Genomic DNA, 17142 nt, shown 5'->3' on the forward strand with positions numbered 1-17142 from the left:
GATGGGAGCATACGGCATTTGGCCAGGGAGGGTTACGGTTTGAAATTTTTTGTCGTCGATCGCGGGGATGAAACGTCGATTCAGCTCGCGGACAAGTTTCGGAAGCTGGCGCAGCAATTCGGGATGATTCTGGACGAGGTGGCGCCGGAACTCGTCGTTTCCATCGGCGGAGACGGCACGATGCTGCACGCCTTTCATATGTTCAAGGACAGAGCCGACAACATCGCGTTCGTCGGGGTGCATACCGGGCGACTCGGTTTTTTCGCCGACTGGATGCCGCACGAGCTGGAGCAGCTGATGGTGCTGATTCACGCGCCGGAGGAGACAAGCACGCGGCGGCTCGTGCACTATCCGCTGCTCGATATCGAAATCGTCACCGATCTCGGCACCGAGCAGCATACGGCGCTGAACGAATTTACGATCAAGGGCATCACGGAAACGCTTGTCGTCCAGCTCAACATCAACGACGACATCTTCGAAATGTTCCGCGGCGACGGCATCGTCATTTCGACGCCTTCCGGCAGCACGGCGTACAACAAGAGCCTTGGTGGCGCCCTGCTCCACCCTTCGGTGGAAGCGATCCAGATCGCGGAAATCGCGTCGATCAACAACCGAGTCTACCGCACGCTGGGCTCGTCCATGGTGCTGCCGAAGCATCATCATTGCGACATTATCCCGCAGCGCAAAAACCGGCTGCTGTTGGCGATCGACCATATCAACGAAATGCGCGAGGATATCGTGTCGATCCGCTGCAAAGTATCCAGCCGCAAAATCGCTTTTGCCCGCTACCGGCCGTTCCCGTTCTGGAGAAGGGTCCGCGAGGCGTTCATCGATCTTGACGAGCAGTAGCCGGCACAAGGAGCGCGAGCGGGTACACACAAGCCGTCCTATTCCCTCGCACCCGGTGCGGCTTGGTCCAACAAAGCAACGTTCGGCGGCAACAGCCCTTCGATCAGCCGGCGCAGTTGCGGGTCGCGGTGCAGCTCCTCGCTAAGGATGACGATCGTCCCGCGGTCTTCACGAACGCGAATCAGCCTCCCCATGCCCTGCTGCAGGCGAAGCAGCATGTACGGCAGATCAACCTCCTCATATGGCCGCGCCGCAGTCTGACGCTTGGCCGTGAAGAGCGGATCTTGCGGCGGGAACGGCAGCGCCCATACGATCACGCTCGACAGCGAAGGGCCGGGGATATCGAGTCCTTCCCACAAGGTAACGGCGCACAGGACGCTCGTCTCGTCTTGCTGGAAGGCGGCGATCAAATGGCTGATTTCCCGGTCCCCCTCGAACAGAACCCGCATGCCGGCACATTCCGTAAACGATGGCAGCGTTTCTTTGAAGCGCCTCAGCTCATCTTGGGACGGGAATAAAATCAATGCCCGCCCTCCCGAACGGTGCAGCCAGCGGACGGCGGCTTTCATTTTTTCCTCGAACGAGTCGCCGTTCGGCCACTGAGGCGCCACAACCTGCATCCGCTCCGCGTAATCGTACGGAGAAGCGACGCGGAAAGCCAAGTATCGTGAAACGCCCAGATTATCCGCCGCAAAATCGAATGTGCCGCCTACCGACAACGTCGCAGACGAAAAGACGACCGGCATGTGTTGGGAAAACACGCGCTCCTGCAGCACTTCCTTGACGGCTCTTGGCATAATGACGAGCGCCAGTCCGTCCGCTTCTTCGGTTACCCAGCAGATCAGCCCGTTCGACTGGTGGAACAGACGCAGCGCCTTCTGCAGCATGTCGAGATGTTCTTCGACGATGCGCAGATGGTACTCATTGAGTGTGAACATTTCGCTTTCGAATACGAGCGTTTCCTCGATGGCGTCCAGCACCAGACGAAACTCGCGCACTTGTTCCAGCAATCGTTCGCTCATCACAACTTGCTTCCGCTCGGAGCCCGGTATCGCCACGCTTTCGCGCGACAGCAGCGCGAACAATGCTTCGCTCCACTCAATCGCCTCATCGATCAGCACGGCCAATGACTCGCGTACTTCCCCTTTCAGCAAACGAATGATTAATTCCTCGAACACGGAATGCTTCAACCGGTATGTCAGCGCCTTCTGGGCGGCGGATTCCAGCAGATGCCCTTCGTCGAACACAACAGCGCAATGCTCCGGCAGCAACGGCAGCTGTCCCTCCCGTTTCCGCCCTTCGTACGTCCACACGTGTTCCATATAAAAATCATGCGAACAAATGATCAAATCGGCGGATTGCCGGTAATGCTCGCGCGACAGCGTAAGCCCGCACCGATGCCGTCTCTCGCAAGCAAAACAGTCTTGAAACGAATCCCAATTGATTCGTTTCCACTGCCTATCGCTCAACTCGGGATATTGCTTCCGGTCTCCGTAGGCATAAAACGATTGCATCGCTTCGAACCGGTGGACGAACTCGGGCAGTTCCTTGTACATCGTTTGGTAGATGGCCGCATCCTCGTATTCGTACCTCGCCGCATCGAGCTTGACCAAGCATACGTAGGAGTCGGAAGATTTGCTCAATCTGGCGTCGACGGCCAGACTCAGATGCTGCGCCAGCTTGGCCAAATCGCCTTCGGGCTTGGCCAGTTGTTCGATCAGCGACTCGTCGGCGCACGCGATGATCGCCGGTTTGCGGGTGTAACGGGCGTAACAGATCGCATACAGCAAATACACCAGCGTCTTCCCTGTCCCGACTCCGGCTTCGGCAAAAATCGTTTGTTTGTCGGCGAAAGCCCGCTCCATTTGGAACGCCATGTAAATTTGTTCGTCTCGCACCTCGAAGCCCGCTTCCGGCAATAAATCGTAGAACACATCGGCGATCCATTCGCCAACCTGCTCCATAAACGGCCTGCTATGTTCGTACACGAAAGGATATCGATTCATTACCTGCTGCCCCCAACCGCGCGCCTTTATTCGGGTAATTCTAACACATGGCGGATAAGGAAACAATTGTTCCCGTTGTTGCGCCCGATGCCGGGCCCGGAATCATACCCATTCGGGAAACAAAAAGCACCCGCCCCTGACGGGACGAGTGCGCTGTGGCGTTGCTCACGCTGCTTTAGCAGAAACCGGGGGGAATCAATTGTTGACGATCACTTGCTGGCCTTCCTTCAGGCCGTTAGTAATTTCCACTTCCGTCGCTGTCTGCATGCCGCGCTCGACATCGACTTCCTTGCGTACGCCGCCGTCCATGACCTGGACGAAGGAACGCCCTTGCGACGAACGCACGGCAACGCGCGGGAGCTTGACGACATTGTCCTTCTGCTCCGACACGATACGGACGGCCGCCCCGACTCCGAAGCTGACCTCTTTGTTAGCCGGCATGCTGTCGAAACGGATCAGCAGCGTGCGGGAATTGATGTCGCGTTCCCGCTCGTCGATCGACGACGGGGCGGTGGACGGCGTTTGCGCCACCTTGGCCTTGTACGTCGCGCCGCCGATCGTAACGTCTGCCGGCATGCCCACATCGATATTGGCGATCAGCGACATATCGCTGACTCCTACGGTAATCTTGACTTGCATGGCAGCCGGGTCGGCGATCGCCAGAATGTCGCGGTACGGCACAACGGCGTCGCCCTGCTTCAAGTCGTCGGCAAACGTCACGATGCCGGACAGCGGCGCCGTCAGCGGCAAGCTTTGTTCGCGTTTCAGCAGACGGTCGAGCTTCAATTGTTCGATTTCGACGCTCATGTGCGCGAGCCGGGCCGTTTCGTCGTCCGGCGAACCGTCAAGCTGCTGCAAAGCCAGCTGCGCATTCGCCAGCGCAAGGCGCTGCTGCTTCAGATCCATGTCAAGCGTGCCGCGCTGCAGCTTGTACATCACATCGCCCTTGTTGACCGCAACGCCGGCCCGGACGTTAACGCTGTCGATTTTGCCGTCGATCGTAAAAGGCACGTAGGTGACGGTCAGCGGCACGACGATGCCGAAGGCGTTCAGCTCGCGGGCTATGCTGCCGCGGTTTACGGTGAGCAGCTCGGGGGTAAGCTTCACCGGCGCAACCAGCTCGGGCGCCGCCGTCTTGCCTGCCGGCAGCAGCGAGCACCCGGCCAGCGTAATGGAAGCCGCAAGCAGTAAAGTCATTGCGGCCGTTGCTTTCGTTCTGCGGCTTGTCCGCATCGTTCGGAACGCCTCCTGACGACGGTATGGGCTATCGCATCGGCAGCCGGCCAACTCTCGCTTGCGGCATCGCCTCCGCGTTACGGGGCCAATTCCGGCCGCGGCTGGCTAGGCTGCTGCTGCGCTTTCTGGCTGCTCTTCTCGAGAATGAAGTAAGCGCAGCCGAAATTGCAATATTCGTGCAAATAATCTTGTACGCCGGCGAACGACGTTTCCTTCGTCGCCTTCGGGTTCGTTTCCTTGAAGAAGCCGCGCAAGCGAAGCTGGCTGTAGCCCCAGTCGCCGACGATATAGTCGTAGCGCTCCAGCACCTCGCTGAATCTGCCGCGGAACGCTTCCGGGTTCCATCCGTTCTTGTGATCCTGCATCACTTCATACTGGTTGCCGCCGATGACGATCATGCCCCGCTCCTCCTTGACCATCGTTACTGTCCCGTTTGGGCCGCGCCGGCCGACTGCTCGTGCGCGTGATACGAGCTGCGCACCAGCGGCCCCGATTCGACGTGGCGGAAGCCGCGCTTCATCCCTTCGGCCTTCAGCTCGGCAAATTGGTCCGGCGTGTAATAGCGTTCGACCTCGAGATGCTGCGGGCTCGGCTGCAAATATTGCCCGATCGTCATGATCGCCACGCCGGCTTCGCGCAAGTCGTCCATCGTTCGCAAAATTTCGTCCCATTCTTCCCCGACGCCGAGCATGATGCTCGACTTGGTCGGGATGGTGGGCGCAATTTGCAAGGAACGCCGCAGCAGCTCGAGCGAGCGGCGATATTTCGCCTTGGCCCGCACGCGGTCGGACAGCCGTTCGACGGTTTCGACGTTATGGTTCAGGATGTTCGGCTTCGCATCGAGCACCGTGCGGAGCGACGATTCGCTGCCGAGGAAGTCGGGAATGAGCACTTCTACGCCGCACAGCGGCATTCTTCGGCGAACGGCCTCAATCGTCGCGGCAAAAATCGAAGCCCCCCCGTCGGCCAGATCGTCCCGCGCAACCGACGTCACCACGCAGTGGCGCAGCCCCATCTGTTCGGCCGCTTCGGCCACGCGTTCCGGCTCCTGCAGGTCGAGTTCCGTCGGCAAACCCGACTTCACCGCGCAGAAGCGGCACGCCCGCGTGCACACGTCGCCGAGAATCATAAACGTTGCCGTGCGATTTGCCCAGCATTCGTGGATGTTCGGGCATTTCGCTTCTTCGCACACCGTGTGCAGCGTTTTGCCGCGCATCAGCTGCTTCAGCTCTTTATAATGGTCGCCGGTGGCCAGTTTGATCTTCAGCCAGTCCGGTTTGCGTTCTTTCGTCGCCATTCCTTCCACTTCCTTCAGATGATGTCCTGCCGTGCCCATTTCGCTGATTTGCATCAATCATCAATATATTATAGCACGAAACCGGCGGCAGTCCATGCAACTGCATATGCGGGCGGGAAGGGCGGAACAGGAGCGGCGGCGGAGCTTTTCTTCATTGTACTTGCGCGCATCCGCCGCGTAACGGCCGGCGTTGTTGGAAATGGTGCCATTTTGTTCGATTTCCGGCCGGGGGGTATGGTAAACTGTAGAGGAAGTTCAAAAAGCCGTCTTTTGATCACGAAGCATTTCAGGGAGCGTATTCGACATCGAATCTTGCGTTCACCCTTGAAGTCCGTTGCTCATTTAGGATTTTCCTAAACTCCGCTACTCCTTCTGCGGGTTCTCGCAACCTTCTCGGTGCTGAAAAGCCGGCTTTTTGAACACGCACTGGTATTATCCGCATACGCGGCGAAAGTCGGCCCGGCGCACGGCGCTTCACGGGCTCGTTGCTTCCGCCGATGGTCATACGTCTGGGAGGGATTTTGGGATGGATATGCAAGCGCTTCGGGACAAGGACCGCCGTCTCGGCGATATTTTACAGGAAATGGGCAGGGTGATGGTGGCGTTCTCCGGCGGCGTCGACAGCACGTTCGTGCTGAAGCGGGCCCGGCAGGAGCTCGGCGATCAGGTGCTTGCCGTTACCGCAGCTTCGGAAACGTTCCCGTCGCGGGAGTTTGACGCGGCAGTCGCGCTTGCCGAAGAGATGGGCGTCAAGCTGTACAAGACGGAAGTCAAGGAGCTCGAGAACGCCTCCTTTGTGGCAAACAACCCCGACCGCTGCTACCACTGCAAAACAGGGCTGTACACGCACCTGCAGCAGCTCGCCAAGGAGCTCGATTACCGGTTCTTGCTGGACGGCTCGAACGTCGACGATCTCGGCGACTACCGCCCCGGCCTGCAAGCCAAAAACGAACAAGGCGTGCGCAGCGTGCTCCAGGAAGCCGGCCTGAAGAAGGACGAAATCCGCGCGCTGTCGAAGGAGCTCGGACTGTCGACCTGGAACAAGCCGTCGTTCGCCTGCCTTTCGTCGCGCATCCCGTACGGCACCAAGATCGAAAGGTACAAAATCGACCAACTCGACCAGGCCGAATTTTTCCTGTCGCAGCTCGGTTTCTATCAAGTGCGCGTGCGCCATCACGACAAAATCGCCCGAATCGAAGTAATGCCGGACGAAATCGCCAAGGTGATCGAGCATCGCGACGCGATTCACGCCAAGTTCACCAAGCTCGGCTTCTCTTACGTCACGCTCGATCTGCAGGGCTACCGGACGGGCAGCATGAACGAGGTGCTCAGCCAATCGACCAAAGATAAAGTGAAAGAAGCGTCGTTATGACCATTCCCGTAACCGACATGGAGCAACTGCTCAAGCAAGTGCAGGCCGGCGAACTGGACGTCGCCGAAGCCGCCGAACGGCTGAAGCTGCTGCAGCAAAACAGTTCGTCCGCTGTGAGCGATCTCGGTTTTGCACAGCTCGACATCGAACGCGCCAAACGCACCGGCTTTCCCGAAGTGATTTTCGGCGAAGGCAAAACGGCGGCGCAAATCGCCGCCATCTTCGCCAAGCTGATGGAGCACAACGACCGCGTGCTGGCGACGCGCGTCGACGCGTCCAAAGCGGAAACGGTGCTGGCCGCCATCCCCGGCGCAACGTATCACGAAACGGCACGGGCGCTCACCTGGTTCAAGAAGCCGATCATGAAGGTGAACGCCGGTTATATCGCCGTCGTCTGCGCCGGCACGTCGGACTTGCCCGTCGCCGAAGAAGCGGCGATCACTGCGGAAGTGATGGGCAACCATGTGGAGCGCATCTTCGATGTCGGCGTGGCCGGCATTCACCGGCTGTTCCGCCGGCTCGAGCTGATTCGCGGGGCGAACGTGATCGTCGTCGCCGCCGGCATGGAAGGCGCGCTGACGAGCGTCGTCGGCGGGCTGGTGGCGAAGCCGGTTATCGCGGTGCCGACCAGCATCGGCTACGGAGCCAGTATGAACGGCATCGCCGCGCTGCTCGCCATGCTTAACTCGTGCGCGCCGGGCGTCAGCGTCGTCAACATCGACAACGGTTTCGGCGCCGGCTACTGCGCGGGCACCATCAATCAATCTATCGCGAACGAGGGACGCAGCCGATGAAAATCGTGTACTTGGATTGCTTCTCCGGCCTCAGCGGCGACATGACGCTGGCCGCCCTGGTCGATGCGGGAGCCGACCGCGACTACATCGAACGGGAACTGGCCAAAATCGCCGTCGAGCCGTTCAAGCTCGAATGGAAACGGGTGAACAAAAGCGGTATTTCGGCGCTGAAGCTTGATGTAGTGATCGATCCGGAGACCAAACCGGCGCATCACCGCTCTTACGGCGCGATCGTCAATTTGATCGTCGGCTCGGATCTGGGCGAACGGGCGAAGGCGCTCAGTCTCGCCATTTTCGAACAAATCGGCCTCGCCGAAGCCAAAATCCACGGCGTGCCGCCGGAGGACGTGCATTTCCACGAAGTCGGCGCAATCGATTCGATCGCCGACATTATCGGCGTTGCGCTGGCGCTCGATTCGCTGCAGGCGGAGCGCGTCTTCTGCGCGCCGGTGCCGCTCGGCTCGGGCGTCGTGCGCTGCGACCACGGGCTGTACCCGGTGCCGGCGCCGGCGACGCTGGAGATGATGAAAGGGCTGCCGATCGCGCGGACCAAACATATGGTAGAAATGACGACGCCAACCGGCGCCGCTATCGTGGCTGCGCTGGCGCACGATTTTATGCCGGCGATTCCGCCGATGATCGTCGACGCCGTCGGCTATGGCGCAGGCACGCGCAATTTGCCGGACCAGCCGAACGTGCTGCGCGTCGTCGTCGGCCACAGCGACACGCTCGCCGCCGACTGGTCCGCTGCGACGCAACTGCTGCACACCCATGAGCACGCGCACGACCATCCGCACCCGCATCATCATCATGAACACGGGCATCATGATCATGGGCATGAGCATGATCATGATCATGAACACGGACATGAACACGAGCACAAGCACGATCATAAACACGAGCACCGTCAGGATCGCGCGTTTAAGCTCCCAGCGCGGGTTCTGCCCGGCAAGCGGCCGGTATTCGGACTGGTCACCGGCAAGGAAGGCGGCGGCCTGGTGCATGAAGAAGCCGGCGCCTATTCCGTCAATAGCGACGATGACGGCGAAGCGCCAAAACGCGAAATTGTCGCCGGATGCGCCCCCCGGCACCATTAGGGCAGCTACCGGCAAAATAGCCAATAAAACATGGCTTATTCCCGCTTCAACGCGCGGTTCGGCAGAAATAGCCAGTAATAACGCTGGCTATTTCAACCAAATCGCCCCAATATCGTGCATTCCTGCCGAATAGCCAGTGAAATTACTGGCTATTTTGTTGTTGCGGGGCATTTTTCGCGAAATAGCCAATAAAACATGGCCTATTTCACCAAAACCCCTTAAACACCAGACCAACGCAAAAAGGCATCGCCCCCGTCCGCAGCGGGGAGCGATGCCTTTAGCTTGCTTATTGCTGCTTCAAATGCGCGATCGCCTGCTCGAAAAAGTCGGGTTTGCCGAAGCTGCCCGACTTGAGCACGAGCAGCAGCGAGCGTTCGGCGTCAACCGGCAGCGTCAGGCAGGACGGCAGCCCCGGCTGAATTTCCTTCCACACGCGCATGCCGGTAACGCCGAGCCGCGCGCACACCGCCGCGGACGTATCGCCGCCGGCGACGAGCAGCCGGTTCTGGCCGGTGCGGGCGAGTGTCTCCGCAGCGATCGCGGCGACCGTGCCGGAAACGAGCCGCGACACCGCCTTGTTGTCGATGCCGCGCCGCGCCGCCTCCGCTTTGACCGCAGCCACCTGCTCGCTGCCGCTCTCGGAGTGGTACAGTACATCGACGCCGCGGGCGATATCGGCGGCGATGGCCTCCACTAGCCGCAGCGTTTCGGCCTCCCGCTCGCGTTCGTCCAGCAGTCGCAGCGTGTCGATCCGATACGACGCGATGCCGCGCTCTTTCATGTAAGCGATCTGCGCCGCCGTTTGCGGCATCAGACTGCCGGCTGCGCACAACACGCCGAGCCCGGCGGTGCGGCGGATCGGCAGCTCCCGCTGCGCGAGCGTTGCCGCGCCCGTCCGCCGCTGCCGGAGCAGCGCCAGCTCCTCGGACAGCGCCGAGCTGCCGCACAGCACCTTCACGTCATGCACCGCTTCGGCGATGACGGCAAGCGCCGCCTGATCGGTCACGTCGACGATCGCGTAATGGACGTCGGCGCTGCGGTGCCCGTCAAGCTCAGCCCTCAGCGTCTCAGCACCGGCATCAACGACCGCAAACGGCACGGAAGCTACGGTTCGCGACGTTTGGCGCCGCAAGATGGCGGCCAAATCGGAGTCCGTCATCGGGTGCACCGGATCGTGGCGAAACTCCGATTCCTCCAGCTTGCGGCCATGCACGTAGTGAATGCCGCCCACCGTCGTCCGCCCGTTCTTCGGGAAACCGAGCACCACCACGGCGAACGATTCTCCCAGCGCGTCCAGCATCGCGTCGAAAGCGGGACCGATGTTGCCGCGGAACACCGAACACGTCTTGTTGATATATTGCGTGCAGCCCAGCTCCTGCAAGCGCCTCGTCGCTTCGAACACTTTGCCGTAAGCGGCGAGCGGCTCGTCGAAGCGCGAATCCGTATCGAGCACCAGCGCGTCGCAAGCCGAGTCGGGACGAAACGTCCCTGTTCCGCCATAGGAATAAACGTCCGCCGTCAACCCCGCTTTGGCGAACATGATGCCGATATCGCCTGCTCCGGTAATGTCGTCCGCCACGACGCCGACCATGCCGTACATATCGCTCAAACCGGCCACTCCCTTCGCGGCTTGTAGCCGGCGTGCTGCAGAAAGTGCAGCACCGTCTCCTGCGGGAGCGCGGACAATGCAATGCCGGACGAACGCGCCGTAACGATCAAACGGCACGCCATCTCCAGCGTCTGCAGCGCCATGCGGGCTTCGCGCACGCTCGTGTCATACACGAGCACGCCGTGATTGTCCAGCAGCAGCACGTTCGCCAGCGGCGCCTTCCGCCGCACGGCTTCGCCCAGCTCGGCGGAGCCTGGATGGCAATACGGCACCCGCTCCACACGCTCCAAATAATACATCGTTTCAACAAACAAATCCGAAGGCAGCGCCTCGTTTGCGCAGGCGAACAGCGTGCTGTAGAACGGCGACGCATGCAGCACCGCGTTCACTTCCGGCCGCGTTTCGTATACGGCGCGGTGCATCGGCATTTCTTTGGACGGCTTGCGCCGGGCCGGATGCAGCGATTGCCCCCCGAACGTGCACGTCACCAAATCATCGTCGTCGAGCTCGCCCAGAAAGGTGCCGCTGGCGGTGATCACATACCGGTCCGGCCCCGTCCGGGCGCTGATATTGCCGGCATTGCCCCAGGCGAGCCCATGCGTCATCATATACCGGCCCGCTTCAACCAACTGCCGGCGCGCCTCCGTTTCTTCCATCATAACATGCTCCTCCCGCCCTATCTTCTCCCGTCAATTCGGTCCGCCGTCATGCCGCTGCATAAACCGACTGCGCACTTGTTCGTACACGGTTTTCAGCGGCACGCCGTGCTCCTTGGCGATTCGTTCGCATTCGCCGTTCTCCGGCGCGAACTGCACCATTTCGCCGTTGTGGTAGCCCACTTTCACCGTCATCGGCCCCCATGGCGTTTCCACCTGCTCGAATGTGCGCCCCAGCCGGTGGCACGCCACCCGCGTATAGCGCAGCCCCAGTGTCGACGTTTCGGCAAAAACAACTGCTTCGACCGGCTCCAGTTTGGCCGCGTCGACAAGAACGTTCAGCATGATGCCGGGACGGCCTTTTTTCATGATGATAGGAATCCAGTACACGTCGTTAGCGCCCGCGGCAAGCAGGCGGTCCGTCACAAACGAGCAAAACTCGGGGTTCATATCGTCAATATTCGCTTGTACGACCATCATATTGTCGTCGCGATGTTCGTGCGCATGCTCGAAAGGCATAGTCTCGCTCCTCTGTCTTGTGGCGCGAATCGGCGCCGGCTTGCTGAGTCTATCTCCATATTAGGCGCAACGCTCCTGCAGCGCAATAATCCGCAGCCGACCGTCTGGCGGCATAATCCCGCCCAATCTGCGCATGCTACCAAAAAACGCACTCGCCCGATCAGGAGGACTTCCCATGCGCCGATCCGCCACATGGAAACACGCGCTGATTTGCGCCGCCGTTTGCGCGACGCTTGTATGGACCGCTATTCCCGCGTCCGCCGCTGCGCCGCGGAGCGCAAAACGCACGAACGGCCAGACCGAATCGAATCCGACGCTCTTTACGGAACGCAAAGCGCTGTTCGAGCGGTTGTCCCTCGTTACCGGCGTTCCTTGGACGATACTGGCAGCGCTCGACCAATACGAACGCACCATCGCCCTGGCCAAAAAAAAACCGCTGCCGGAACGACTCAGCGCGGTGTTATTTACGGAAGAACAATGGTGCGGCCTGCTGAACCCGGACCGAGGGGACACGAGCTTGCCGACGATCGCATTCTTCGGAGGGCTTGGCCGGGACGGCGACGGCGACGGCAAAGCCGACCGGAACAACGACACGGACACCTTGATAGCAATGGCGCAAATCGTAACGCGCAAAGGGACCAGCCCCGACGACTTGGCTATTGGCCTGTGGGAGTATTACCAGAACACCCGCAGCGTCGAACGGATTTTGCAGTTTGCCGAAATATACGGCGCATTCGGTACGCTTGATCTGCACAAGCATGCGTTCCCGCTGCCGCTGAAAGCGGAATATTCGTACCGCAGCACATGGGGAGCGAGCCGCGGCTGGGGAGGCTTCCGTATCCACGAAGGCACCGATCTGTTCGCCGGCTACGGCGTGCCGGCGCGCAGCACGTGCTACGGCATCGTTGAAGAGATGGGCTGGAACGATTACGGCGGCTGGCGGATCGGCATCCGCGACCTGAACAACGTGTACCATTATTACGCCCATCTGTCCGGCTTCAACAAGAAAGAAGTACACAAAGGCTCGCTGGTCATTCCCGGCCAAACGATCGGCTGGGTCGGCAGCTCCGGCTACGGCAAGCCGGGCACGTCGGGCAAGTTTCCGCCGCACCTGCACTACGGATTGTACCGCGACAACGGGCTGACGGAATGGTCGTTCGATCCGTATCCGTATTTGCGCCGCTGGGAGCGCGAGGAGCGGCTGCGCGGCAAGCCGCAAAACGGCTGAGCTAGTGCGCCGCCCCGCTCGGCGGCAGCGTGACGCTTGGCGGCAGCGGCTTGGAATCGCCGATCGGGTTGCCTTTGCTGTCGACGTAATACATCGGCGTGTCGCCGACAACGAGCAAATACGAAATCGGCAGCTCCGTCTCCACCGTTTGCGGTTCGGAGTCGAACGGGATGATGACCGCCACTTCGGCGGCGATTTTGATATACACTTCCACCAGAATCATGTTGATCCCGGCATTTTCGTAGCGCGTGTTGAGGTCTACCTTGACCGCCCCCGCCGGCACCAGCTTGATCGGCACATCGGGGCCGAACGAGCCGAGGATGGCGCTGCCCATCACTTGCCCGAGCGGGATATGCTCGCGCATTGCCTTCAGGTCGTTCAGCAGCGTCTGCACGGTATTGATCGTGGCCGCCGTTATTTTCATGTGCTCGTTGTAATTCAGCATGAAGCCGCTCACTTTGCCGTTGTTGTCCGTTTTCCACTGGACGAGCTGCTCGAAGCTTGTGCCTTTGGCAATCTGCTCCGAGATCGCCGTGTTGATCGATTGGGTGGCGATTTGCGTTACCCGGATTTTGGCCAGGCTCATCAGCGGCCCTTTCAAATTGCGCTCCACCATCAGAAACGAGAGAAACGAAAAGGCGGAGAACAAAACAAACACGATCATCAGCGCTTTGCCGCGGCTGCGATTCGTTCGCGCCCCTCGCCTGCCGGGAGCATTCCGCCAGCCGCGCGGGCCGGGAGCGCTCCGCCAGCCGCGCGGACCGGCCGAATTCCCGCTCCATTTGACCGTTCGCATGTTGCCCCACATGTTCCGGCTACCCCATCTGCCCGCCATCGTCGTTCCTCCGCCATCAAGGATGTCAGCCGGCGCCTGGACGGCGCCCTCCTCTCCAGCCTATGCGCCGGGCGGACAAAATAGCCCCGGACTTGGCCGGGGCGAAATTCCCCGGCTTATGGCCGGGGGCGGCATGGCATGATCAGCTTCGTTTGCGCACAGGCACCCATACTTCGACTTCCGCGTCGGCCGGGTTGCCGTTCAGCAGCACTTCCGCAACCGGCGAGCCGGCATATTCCCATTCGGCGCCTTCGCGCAGCACTTCGCCAAACGCCTCGTCCTCCAGCCGATCGAACGCCAGCCGCGACAGCCCGCCGCTTCCCGCCAGCACGAGATACTCCCCTGCCGGGAACAGCGCCTCTTCCGTATGCTCGGGTCCGGAGCGCGACGTGCACACGCCTGCATAGTAGCAGGCGCGCCCATCCTCCACCGCAACTGCGGCAAAGCCGTTCCGGCTTTCGGCCAGCGGGCGAAGCCGCTCCATCTGCCCTTCCTGGATCAACCGTTTGAAAAACGCCGTTTTTTGCGCACTGTAGCCCGGGTCATGCACGCCACCCGCTCCTTCCAGCGCCGCTTTGTACCCAAGCACGCGAAACGCCGGTTTGTGTTCCCATCGATAAGCTGCCATTTTCCCATTCCTCCACCGGAAAGTTTGTCTTGCCTGTCCAGCGTAACATCCCAATGTTGACAGCTATATGGCATACTTATATCGAGGTGTCCCTATGAAAATCGATCGTTTGATCGCCATTGTGATGATGATGCTGGAACAGGAAGTGATCAGCGCCGGCGCGCTGGCCGAGAAGCTCGAGGTCAGCCGGAGAACGATATACCGCGATATCGACGCTTTGACGATGGCGGGCTTGCCGATCTATACCGCGCAAGGGGTGGCGGGAGGCGTCGGGCTGATGAAGTCGTACAAAATCGACAAACGCCTGTTTACGCCCAAAGACGTGCAGACGCTGGCGGTTGGCCTCGAAGGCTACCGGCAGCTGTTTGGCCGGTCGCATACGACGCACGTAACGGAGAAACTGCGCGGCATCGGCGCTATTGACCGCCCGGAACGCGAAGGTGCGTTTGCCGTCGATTTGACCTTGCCCGAAGGCAATCGGCTGCTGCGCTCGTTGTTCGGCGTCATCGAAGCGGCGATCAACGGCGCTCGCTATTTGGCGTTCGCGTACATTGACAAGGACGGGAAAACGAGCTCGCGCCAGGTCGAAGCGTACCTGGTCGTGTTCAAGGAACGCAGCTGGTATTTGCAAGCGTATTGCCCGGATCGCGGCGATTACCGCATCTTCAAGCTGGCGCGCATGCGCGGGCTGCGGCTGCTGGCGGAAACGTTCATTCCGCGCCGCTTCGAACCGCTGCCGATGGACGGCGCGTTTATGAACCGGGCGACGGTGGCGGTCACCGTTCGTTTATCCTTGTCGGTCATGGACCGCGTGGTGGAACGATTCGGCGAGCAAAACATTGTGTCAATGGAGGGAGACAGCTGCGTGGCCGTTTATCCGATCGTCGACGGGGAGGCCGGCTACGACACGCTGCTTCGGTTCGGGGCCAAATGCGAGGTGCTGGGCCCGCCCGATGTGCGCGCCAAATTTGTCGCTTATATGCGTACGATACTGGGGAAGTATGAAGCCGAAGATGCCTGAGCGCCGGTTGCCTTACAGCCGGCGGAAATAATCGAGCAGCTCGCGCAGCGTGCGGAACGTCGCCGCCGGTCGGGCCGCGACATGCTCCATCCACGGCTGGTTGCGCCGCAGCCAGATCGTGTCCATGCCGGCGCCGGCGGGCCCCATGATGTCGTTCTCCGGATGGTCGCCGATGAACACGGCGTCGCCCGGCGCGACGCTCATGCCGGCGAGCGCCGTCTCGTATACGAGCGGGTCCGGCTTCTCCGTATCGATTTCGCCGGAAACGAGGATATAATCCAGGTACGGCTCAAGTCCGAGGCGTTCGACCTTGCCGCGCTGAATTTCGCTGCGTCCGTTGGTGACGAGCCCAAGTCTCGCGCCGCGGCCGCGCAAATAAGCCAGCAGCTCATGCGCGTCGTCCATCAGGTGCGAGCCCGATACATAATGCGCGTCGTAAAACGCCAGAAGCGACGCATGCGCCGGCCTGCGCGCCGGTTCCCACGGCAGCGTCTCCAGCAGCTCCGCGTACAGCTCCGGTTTGCGCCGATACCCGTCGCGGTCGGCGACGCGAACCATCTCGATGCAACGCTCCCGGGTCGGCATGTCCAGCGGGCCAAGATGAAAGTCGACGAATCTTTCGGCATACTTGCGAAACGTTTTGTTCCGGTCGAGCAGCGTGTTGTCCAGATCAAAAATGACCGCTTGCCACTTCATACAGCTCCCCCTTTGGCGACTTCGTTTTCCGTTGCCGCCCGGCCGTCAACGACCTCGCTTTTGTGCGAAAAGTACGGGACAAGCAGCGCGGAAACGACCGCCAGCCCGATCAGCACGAAAAACGACGTGCCGTGCAAATCGCGCACGAACAGGGTGAACACCAGCATGGCGATCCGGGACAAGTTCAGGATCCACTCCCGCCAGATGAAGATGCGCGCCTGCTCGATCGGCGTGCGGCTGCTGATGATGCGGAACTGCCGCATGTTCCATATCGTCCCGTAATAGAACATCCCCATCGTCGTCAAAATGTTGGAAATGACAAGCAGCGGAGCCACCGGCCACACCGGGCACAGGAAGCCGACGGAGACGAGCAGCACGCCGATCGTCAGCCACTTGCCGTTCCCCACCTTGAGCCGCCGGTACATCGTCATCGCCGCGATCGAGGACAACGCGTACAACATGTTGTACATGGCGATGACCAGCTTGTCGCTCGACACCGAAAACGTAAAGATAAGCGCAAACAAGCCCTGAAACTGGATAAACAAGCCGGCTGTTATGCACGACGGCACCATCCAGCGCAGCGCGGACGTATTGAAGACGGCGGAGAAACGGATGTTTTCGAACAGCGGCGTGCGTTCCTCGGACAACGTAAGCGTAGGGATGAAAAACGACACCGTAAGCAGCGTTGCCACGAACAGGAACATCAGCAGGAACGATCCGTTGTAGCCGAGCCACTGGATGACAAGGGCAAAAACGATCGGATTGGCGATGGAGATCGCCTGCCCGATCAAGCTGGAGTAAGAAAAATACGATTCAAAATCGCGCCCCTTGCCGTAAAGGCTGAGCGTAATATTTTGCGTCGAGGCGTACAAGCCCCACATGATGCCGACCGGAATGGCGATGATCGAAATCCACAGCAGCTTGTTGTCCAGCTCGAGGAAGCTTAACAGCAGAAACGTCAAACCGCCGCTGATCGCGGTAATCCGGATCAGCAACCGGTTGGAGTAACGGGTCAGGATACGGGCGCCAATGGCGAAAGCGACGATCCACGAAACGAACATGACCAGGTTGAACCAGGTGACGTCGAAGATGCTTTTCTCTTTTTCCCAGATGTACAAGTTTACGAAGATGCCGATATAGTTGAAGATAATCATCGACGACGCGTTCATCAGCAGCAATCGGCGAATTCGGCTGGCGTTTTGCAAAGTTGACACTCCCGTCCTGTCTGCTCCCGTGCTGCACTCCACACATGATAGCATAACCGGATGACCGCTCACGAACCGAATGTAAAGGGGCTTA

17 protein-coding genes are annotated in these 17142 nt (G+C 60.2%); 6 read left to right on the plus strand and 11 right to left on the minus strand.

The features are described from left to right. Nucleotides 1-39 precede the first annotated feature (39 nt). The gene (locus EXY20_RS20640) at nucleotides 40-849 is read left to right on the plus strand and encodes an NAD kinase (RefSeq protein ID WP_135553997.1); all 810 of its coding nucleotides are present in this window, start codon (nucleotides 40-42) and stop codon (nucleotides 847-849) included. A gap of 38 nt (nucleotides 850-887) precedes the next feature. Here the strand turns inward: EXY20_RS20640 and EXY20_RS20645 are convergent, their stop codons facing one another. The 4 genes from EXY20_RS20645 to lipA all read right to left on the minus strand — a co-directional run bounded on the left by EXY20_RS20645 (nucleotide 888) and on the right by lipA (nucleotide 5388). Beyond that, complete coding sequence (locus EXY20_RS20645; protein ID WP_135553998.1) at nucleotides 888-2855, minus strand: ATP-dependent DNA helicase; 1968 nt, start codon at nucleotides 2853-2855, stop codon at nucleotides 888-890. A 195-nt stretch (nucleotides 2856-3050) separates the two neighbouring features. Next, nucleotides 3051-4088: an efflux RND transporter periplasmic adaptor subunit gene (locus EXY20_RS20650; RefSeq protein ID WP_135553999.1), complete on the minus strand. Its 1038-nt coding sequence runs from the start codon at nucleotides 4086-4088 to the stop codon at nucleotides 3051-3053. Nucleotides 4089-4168: 80 nt separating this feature from the next. After that, the gene (locus EXY20_RS20655) at nucleotides 4169-4489 is read right to left on the minus strand and encodes a YutD family protein (RefSeq protein ID WP_135554000.1); all 321 of its coding nucleotides are present in this window, start codon (nucleotides 4487-4489) and stop codon (nucleotides 4169-4171) included. A 23-nt stretch (nucleotides 4490-4512) separates the two neighbouring features. Then, nucleotides 4513-5388: a lipoyl synthase gene (gene lipA / locus EXY20_RS20660; protein WP_135554001.1), complete on the minus strand. Its 876-nt coding sequence runs from the start codon at nucleotides 5386-5388 to the stop codon at nucleotides 4513-4515. 526 nt (nucleotides 5389-5914) lie between these two features. On the opposite strand from lipA, the gene larE reads away from it, so the two are divergent. From larE to larC, 3 genes are read left to right on the plus strand one after another with little or no spacing between them, the layout of a single operon-like run. Beyond that, nucleotides 5915-6760: an ATP-dependent sacrificial sulfur transferase LarE gene (gene larE, locus EXY20_RS20665; protein WP_135554002.1), complete on the plus strand. Its 846-nt coding sequence runs from the start codon at nucleotides 5915-5917 to the stop codon at nucleotides 6758-6760. Further along, nucleotides 6757-7554, plus strand: coding sequence for a nickel pincer cofactor biosynthesis protein LarB (larB, locus tag EXY20_RS20670; RefSeq protein WP_167859391.1), 798 nt, complete (start codon nucleotides 6757-6759; stop codon nucleotides 7552-7554). Before larE ends, larB begins: the two co-directional genes overlap by 4 nt. After that, complete coding sequence (gene larC, locus EXY20_RS20675) at nucleotides 7551-8651, plus strand: nickel pincer cofactor biosynthesis protein LarC (RefSeq protein ID WP_135554003.1); 1101 nt, start codon at nucleotides 7551-7553, stop codon at nucleotides 8649-8651. Before larB ends, larC begins: the two co-directional genes overlap by 4 nt. Before the next feature lie 286 nt (nucleotides 8652-8937). On the opposite strand, the gene EXY20_RS20680 is transcribed toward larC, so the two are convergent. From EXY20_RS20680 to larC2, 3 genes are read right to left on the minus strand one after another with little or no spacing between them, the layout of a single operon-like run. Then, nucleotides 8938-10251, minus strand: a complete 1314-nt coding sequence (locus tag EXY20_RS20680) for a four-carbon acid sugar kinase family protein (protein WP_235886126.1) — start codon at nucleotides 10249-10251, stop codon at nucleotides 8938-8940. 5 nt (nucleotides 10252-10256) lie between these two features. After that, on the minus strand, nucleotides 10257-10919 hold the full coding sequence (locus EXY20_RS20685; RefSeq protein ID WP_235886119.1) for a class II aldolase/adducin family protein: 663 nt from the start codon (nucleotides 10917-10919) through the stop codon (nucleotides 10257-10259). Between the two features lie 30 nt (nucleotides 10920-10949). After that, the gene (gene larC2, locus EXY20_RS20690) at nucleotides 10950-11465 is read right to left on the minus strand and encodes a nickel pincer cofactor biosynthesis protein LarC2 (RefSeq protein WP_328592573.1); all 516 of its coding nucleotides are present in this window, start codon (nucleotides 11463-11465) and stop codon (nucleotides 10950-10952) included. A gap of 145 nt (nucleotides 11466-11610) precedes the next feature. On the opposite strand from larC2, the gene EXY20_RS20695 reads away from it, so the two are divergent. Continuing rightward, nucleotides 11611-12663: a M23 family metallopeptidase gene (locus EXY20_RS20695; protein WP_135554006.1), complete on the plus strand. Its 1053-nt coding sequence runs from the start codon at nucleotides 11611-11613 to the stop codon at nucleotides 12661-12663. Between the two features lies 1 nt (nucleotide 12664). Here the strand turns inward: EXY20_RS20695 and yunB are convergent, their stop codons facing one another. Together yunB and EXY20_RS20705 are read right to left on the minus strand one after the other, a co-directional pair. Continuing rightward, nucleotides 12665-13498 (minus strand): sporulation protein YunB, encoded by an 834-nt coding sequence (gene yunB, locus EXY20_RS20700; protein WP_235886120.1) that lies wholly within the window; start codon nucleotides 13496-13498, stop codon nucleotides 12665-12667. Nucleotides 13499-13640: 142 nt separating this feature from the next. After that, nucleotides 13641-14126 carry an effector binding domain-containing protein gene (locus tag EXY20_RS20705; RefSeq protein WP_135554007.1) on the minus strand — a complete coding sequence of 162 codons (486 nt, stop codon included), beginning with the start codon at nucleotides 14124-14126 and terminating at the stop codon, nucleotides 13641-13643. A 94-nt stretch (nucleotides 14127-14220) separates the two neighbouring features. Between EXY20_RS20705 and EXY20_RS20710 the strand changes: the two genes are divergently transcribed. Continuing rightward, nucleotides 14221-15147, plus strand: a complete 927-nt coding sequence (locus tag EXY20_RS20710; RefSeq protein ID WP_135554008.1) for a helix-turn-helix transcriptional regulator — start codon at nucleotides 14221-14223, stop codon at nucleotides 15145-15147. A 12-nt stretch (nucleotides 15148-15159) separates the two neighbouring features. On the opposite strand, the gene EXY20_RS20715 is transcribed toward EXY20_RS20710, so the two are convergent. Both EXY20_RS20715 and EXY20_RS20720 read right to left on the minus strand, forming a co-directional pair. Then, a complete protein-coding gene (locus EXY20_RS20715) occupies nucleotides 15160-15843 on the minus strand; it encodes an HAD family hydrolase (protein WP_135554009.1) in 684 nt (227 codons plus the stop codon). After that, nucleotides 15840-17057 carry an MFS transporter gene (locus EXY20_RS20720; protein ID WP_135554010.1) on the minus strand — a complete coding sequence of 406 codons (1218 nt, stop codon included), beginning with the start codon at nucleotides 17055-17057 and terminating at the stop codon, nucleotides 15840-15842. The genes EXY20_RS20715 and EXY20_RS20720 overlap by 4 nt, the downstream gene beginning before the upstream one ends. Nucleotides 17058-17142: the final 85 nt, after the last annotated feature.

This window comes from Paenibacillus cymbidii, assembly GCF_004764705.1.
In the GTDB taxonomy this organism is placed as follows: Bacteria; Bacillota; Bacilli; order Paenibacillales; family NBRC-103111; genus Paenibacillus_AN; species Paenibacillus_AN cymbidii.

Bases quoted from the DNA above. Each gene is read 5' to 3' on its own strand.
- EXY20_RS20645 (WP_135553998.1), bottom strand. From the start codon at position 2,855: ATGAATCGATATCCTTTCGTGTACGAACATAGCAGGCCGTTTATGGAG.
- EXY20_RS20650 (WP_135553999.1), bottom strand. From the start codon at position 4,088: ATGCGGACAAGCCGCAGAACGAAAGCAACGGCCGCAATGACTTTACTG.
- EXY20_RS20655 (WP_135554000.1), bottom strand. From the start codon at position 4,489: ATGATCGTCATCGGCGGCAACCAGTATGAAGTGATGCAGGATCACAAG.
- lipA (WP_135554001.1), bottom strand. From the start codon at position 5,388: ATGGCGACGAAAGAACGCAAACCGGACTGGCTGAAGATCAAACTGGCC.
- larE (WP_135554002.1), top strand. From the start codon at position 5,915: ATGGATATGCAAGCGCTTCGGGACAAGGACCGCCGTCTCGGCGATATT.
- larB (WP_167859391.1), top strand. From the start codon at position 6,757: ATGACCATTCCCGTAACCGACATGGAGCAACTGCTCAAGCAAGTGCAG.
- larC (WP_135554003.1), top strand. From the start codon at position 7,551: ATGAAAATCGTGTACTTGGATTGCTTCTCCGGCCTCAGCGGCGACATG.
- EXY20_RS20680 (WP_235886126.1), bottom strand. From the start codon at position 10,251: ATGTACGGCATGGTCGGCGTCGTGGCGGACGACATTACCGGAGCAGGC.
- EXY20_RS20685 (WP_235886119.1), bottom strand. From the start codon at position 10,919: ATGATGGAAGAAACGGAGGCGCGCCGGCAGTTGGTTGAAGCGGGCCGG.
- EXY20_RS20695 (WP_135554006.1), top strand. From the start codon at position 11,611: ATGCGCCGATCCGCCACATGGAAACACGCGCTGATTTGCGCCGCCGTT.
- yunB (WP_235886120.1), bottom strand. From the start codon at position 13,498: ATGGCGGGCAGATGGGGTAGCCGGAACATGTGGGGCAACATGCGAACG.
- EXY20_RS20705 (WP_135554007.1), bottom strand. From the start codon at position 14,126: ATGGCAGCTTATCGATGGGAACACAAACCGGCGTTTCGCGTGCTTGGG.
- EXY20_RS20710 (WP_135554008.1), top strand. From the start codon at position 14,221: ATGAAAATCGATCGTTTGATCGCCATTGTGATGATGATGCTGGAACAG.
- EXY20_RS20715 (WP_135554009.1), bottom strand. From the start codon at position 15,843: ATGAAGTGGCAAGCGGTCATTTTTGATCTGGACAACACGCTGCTCGAC.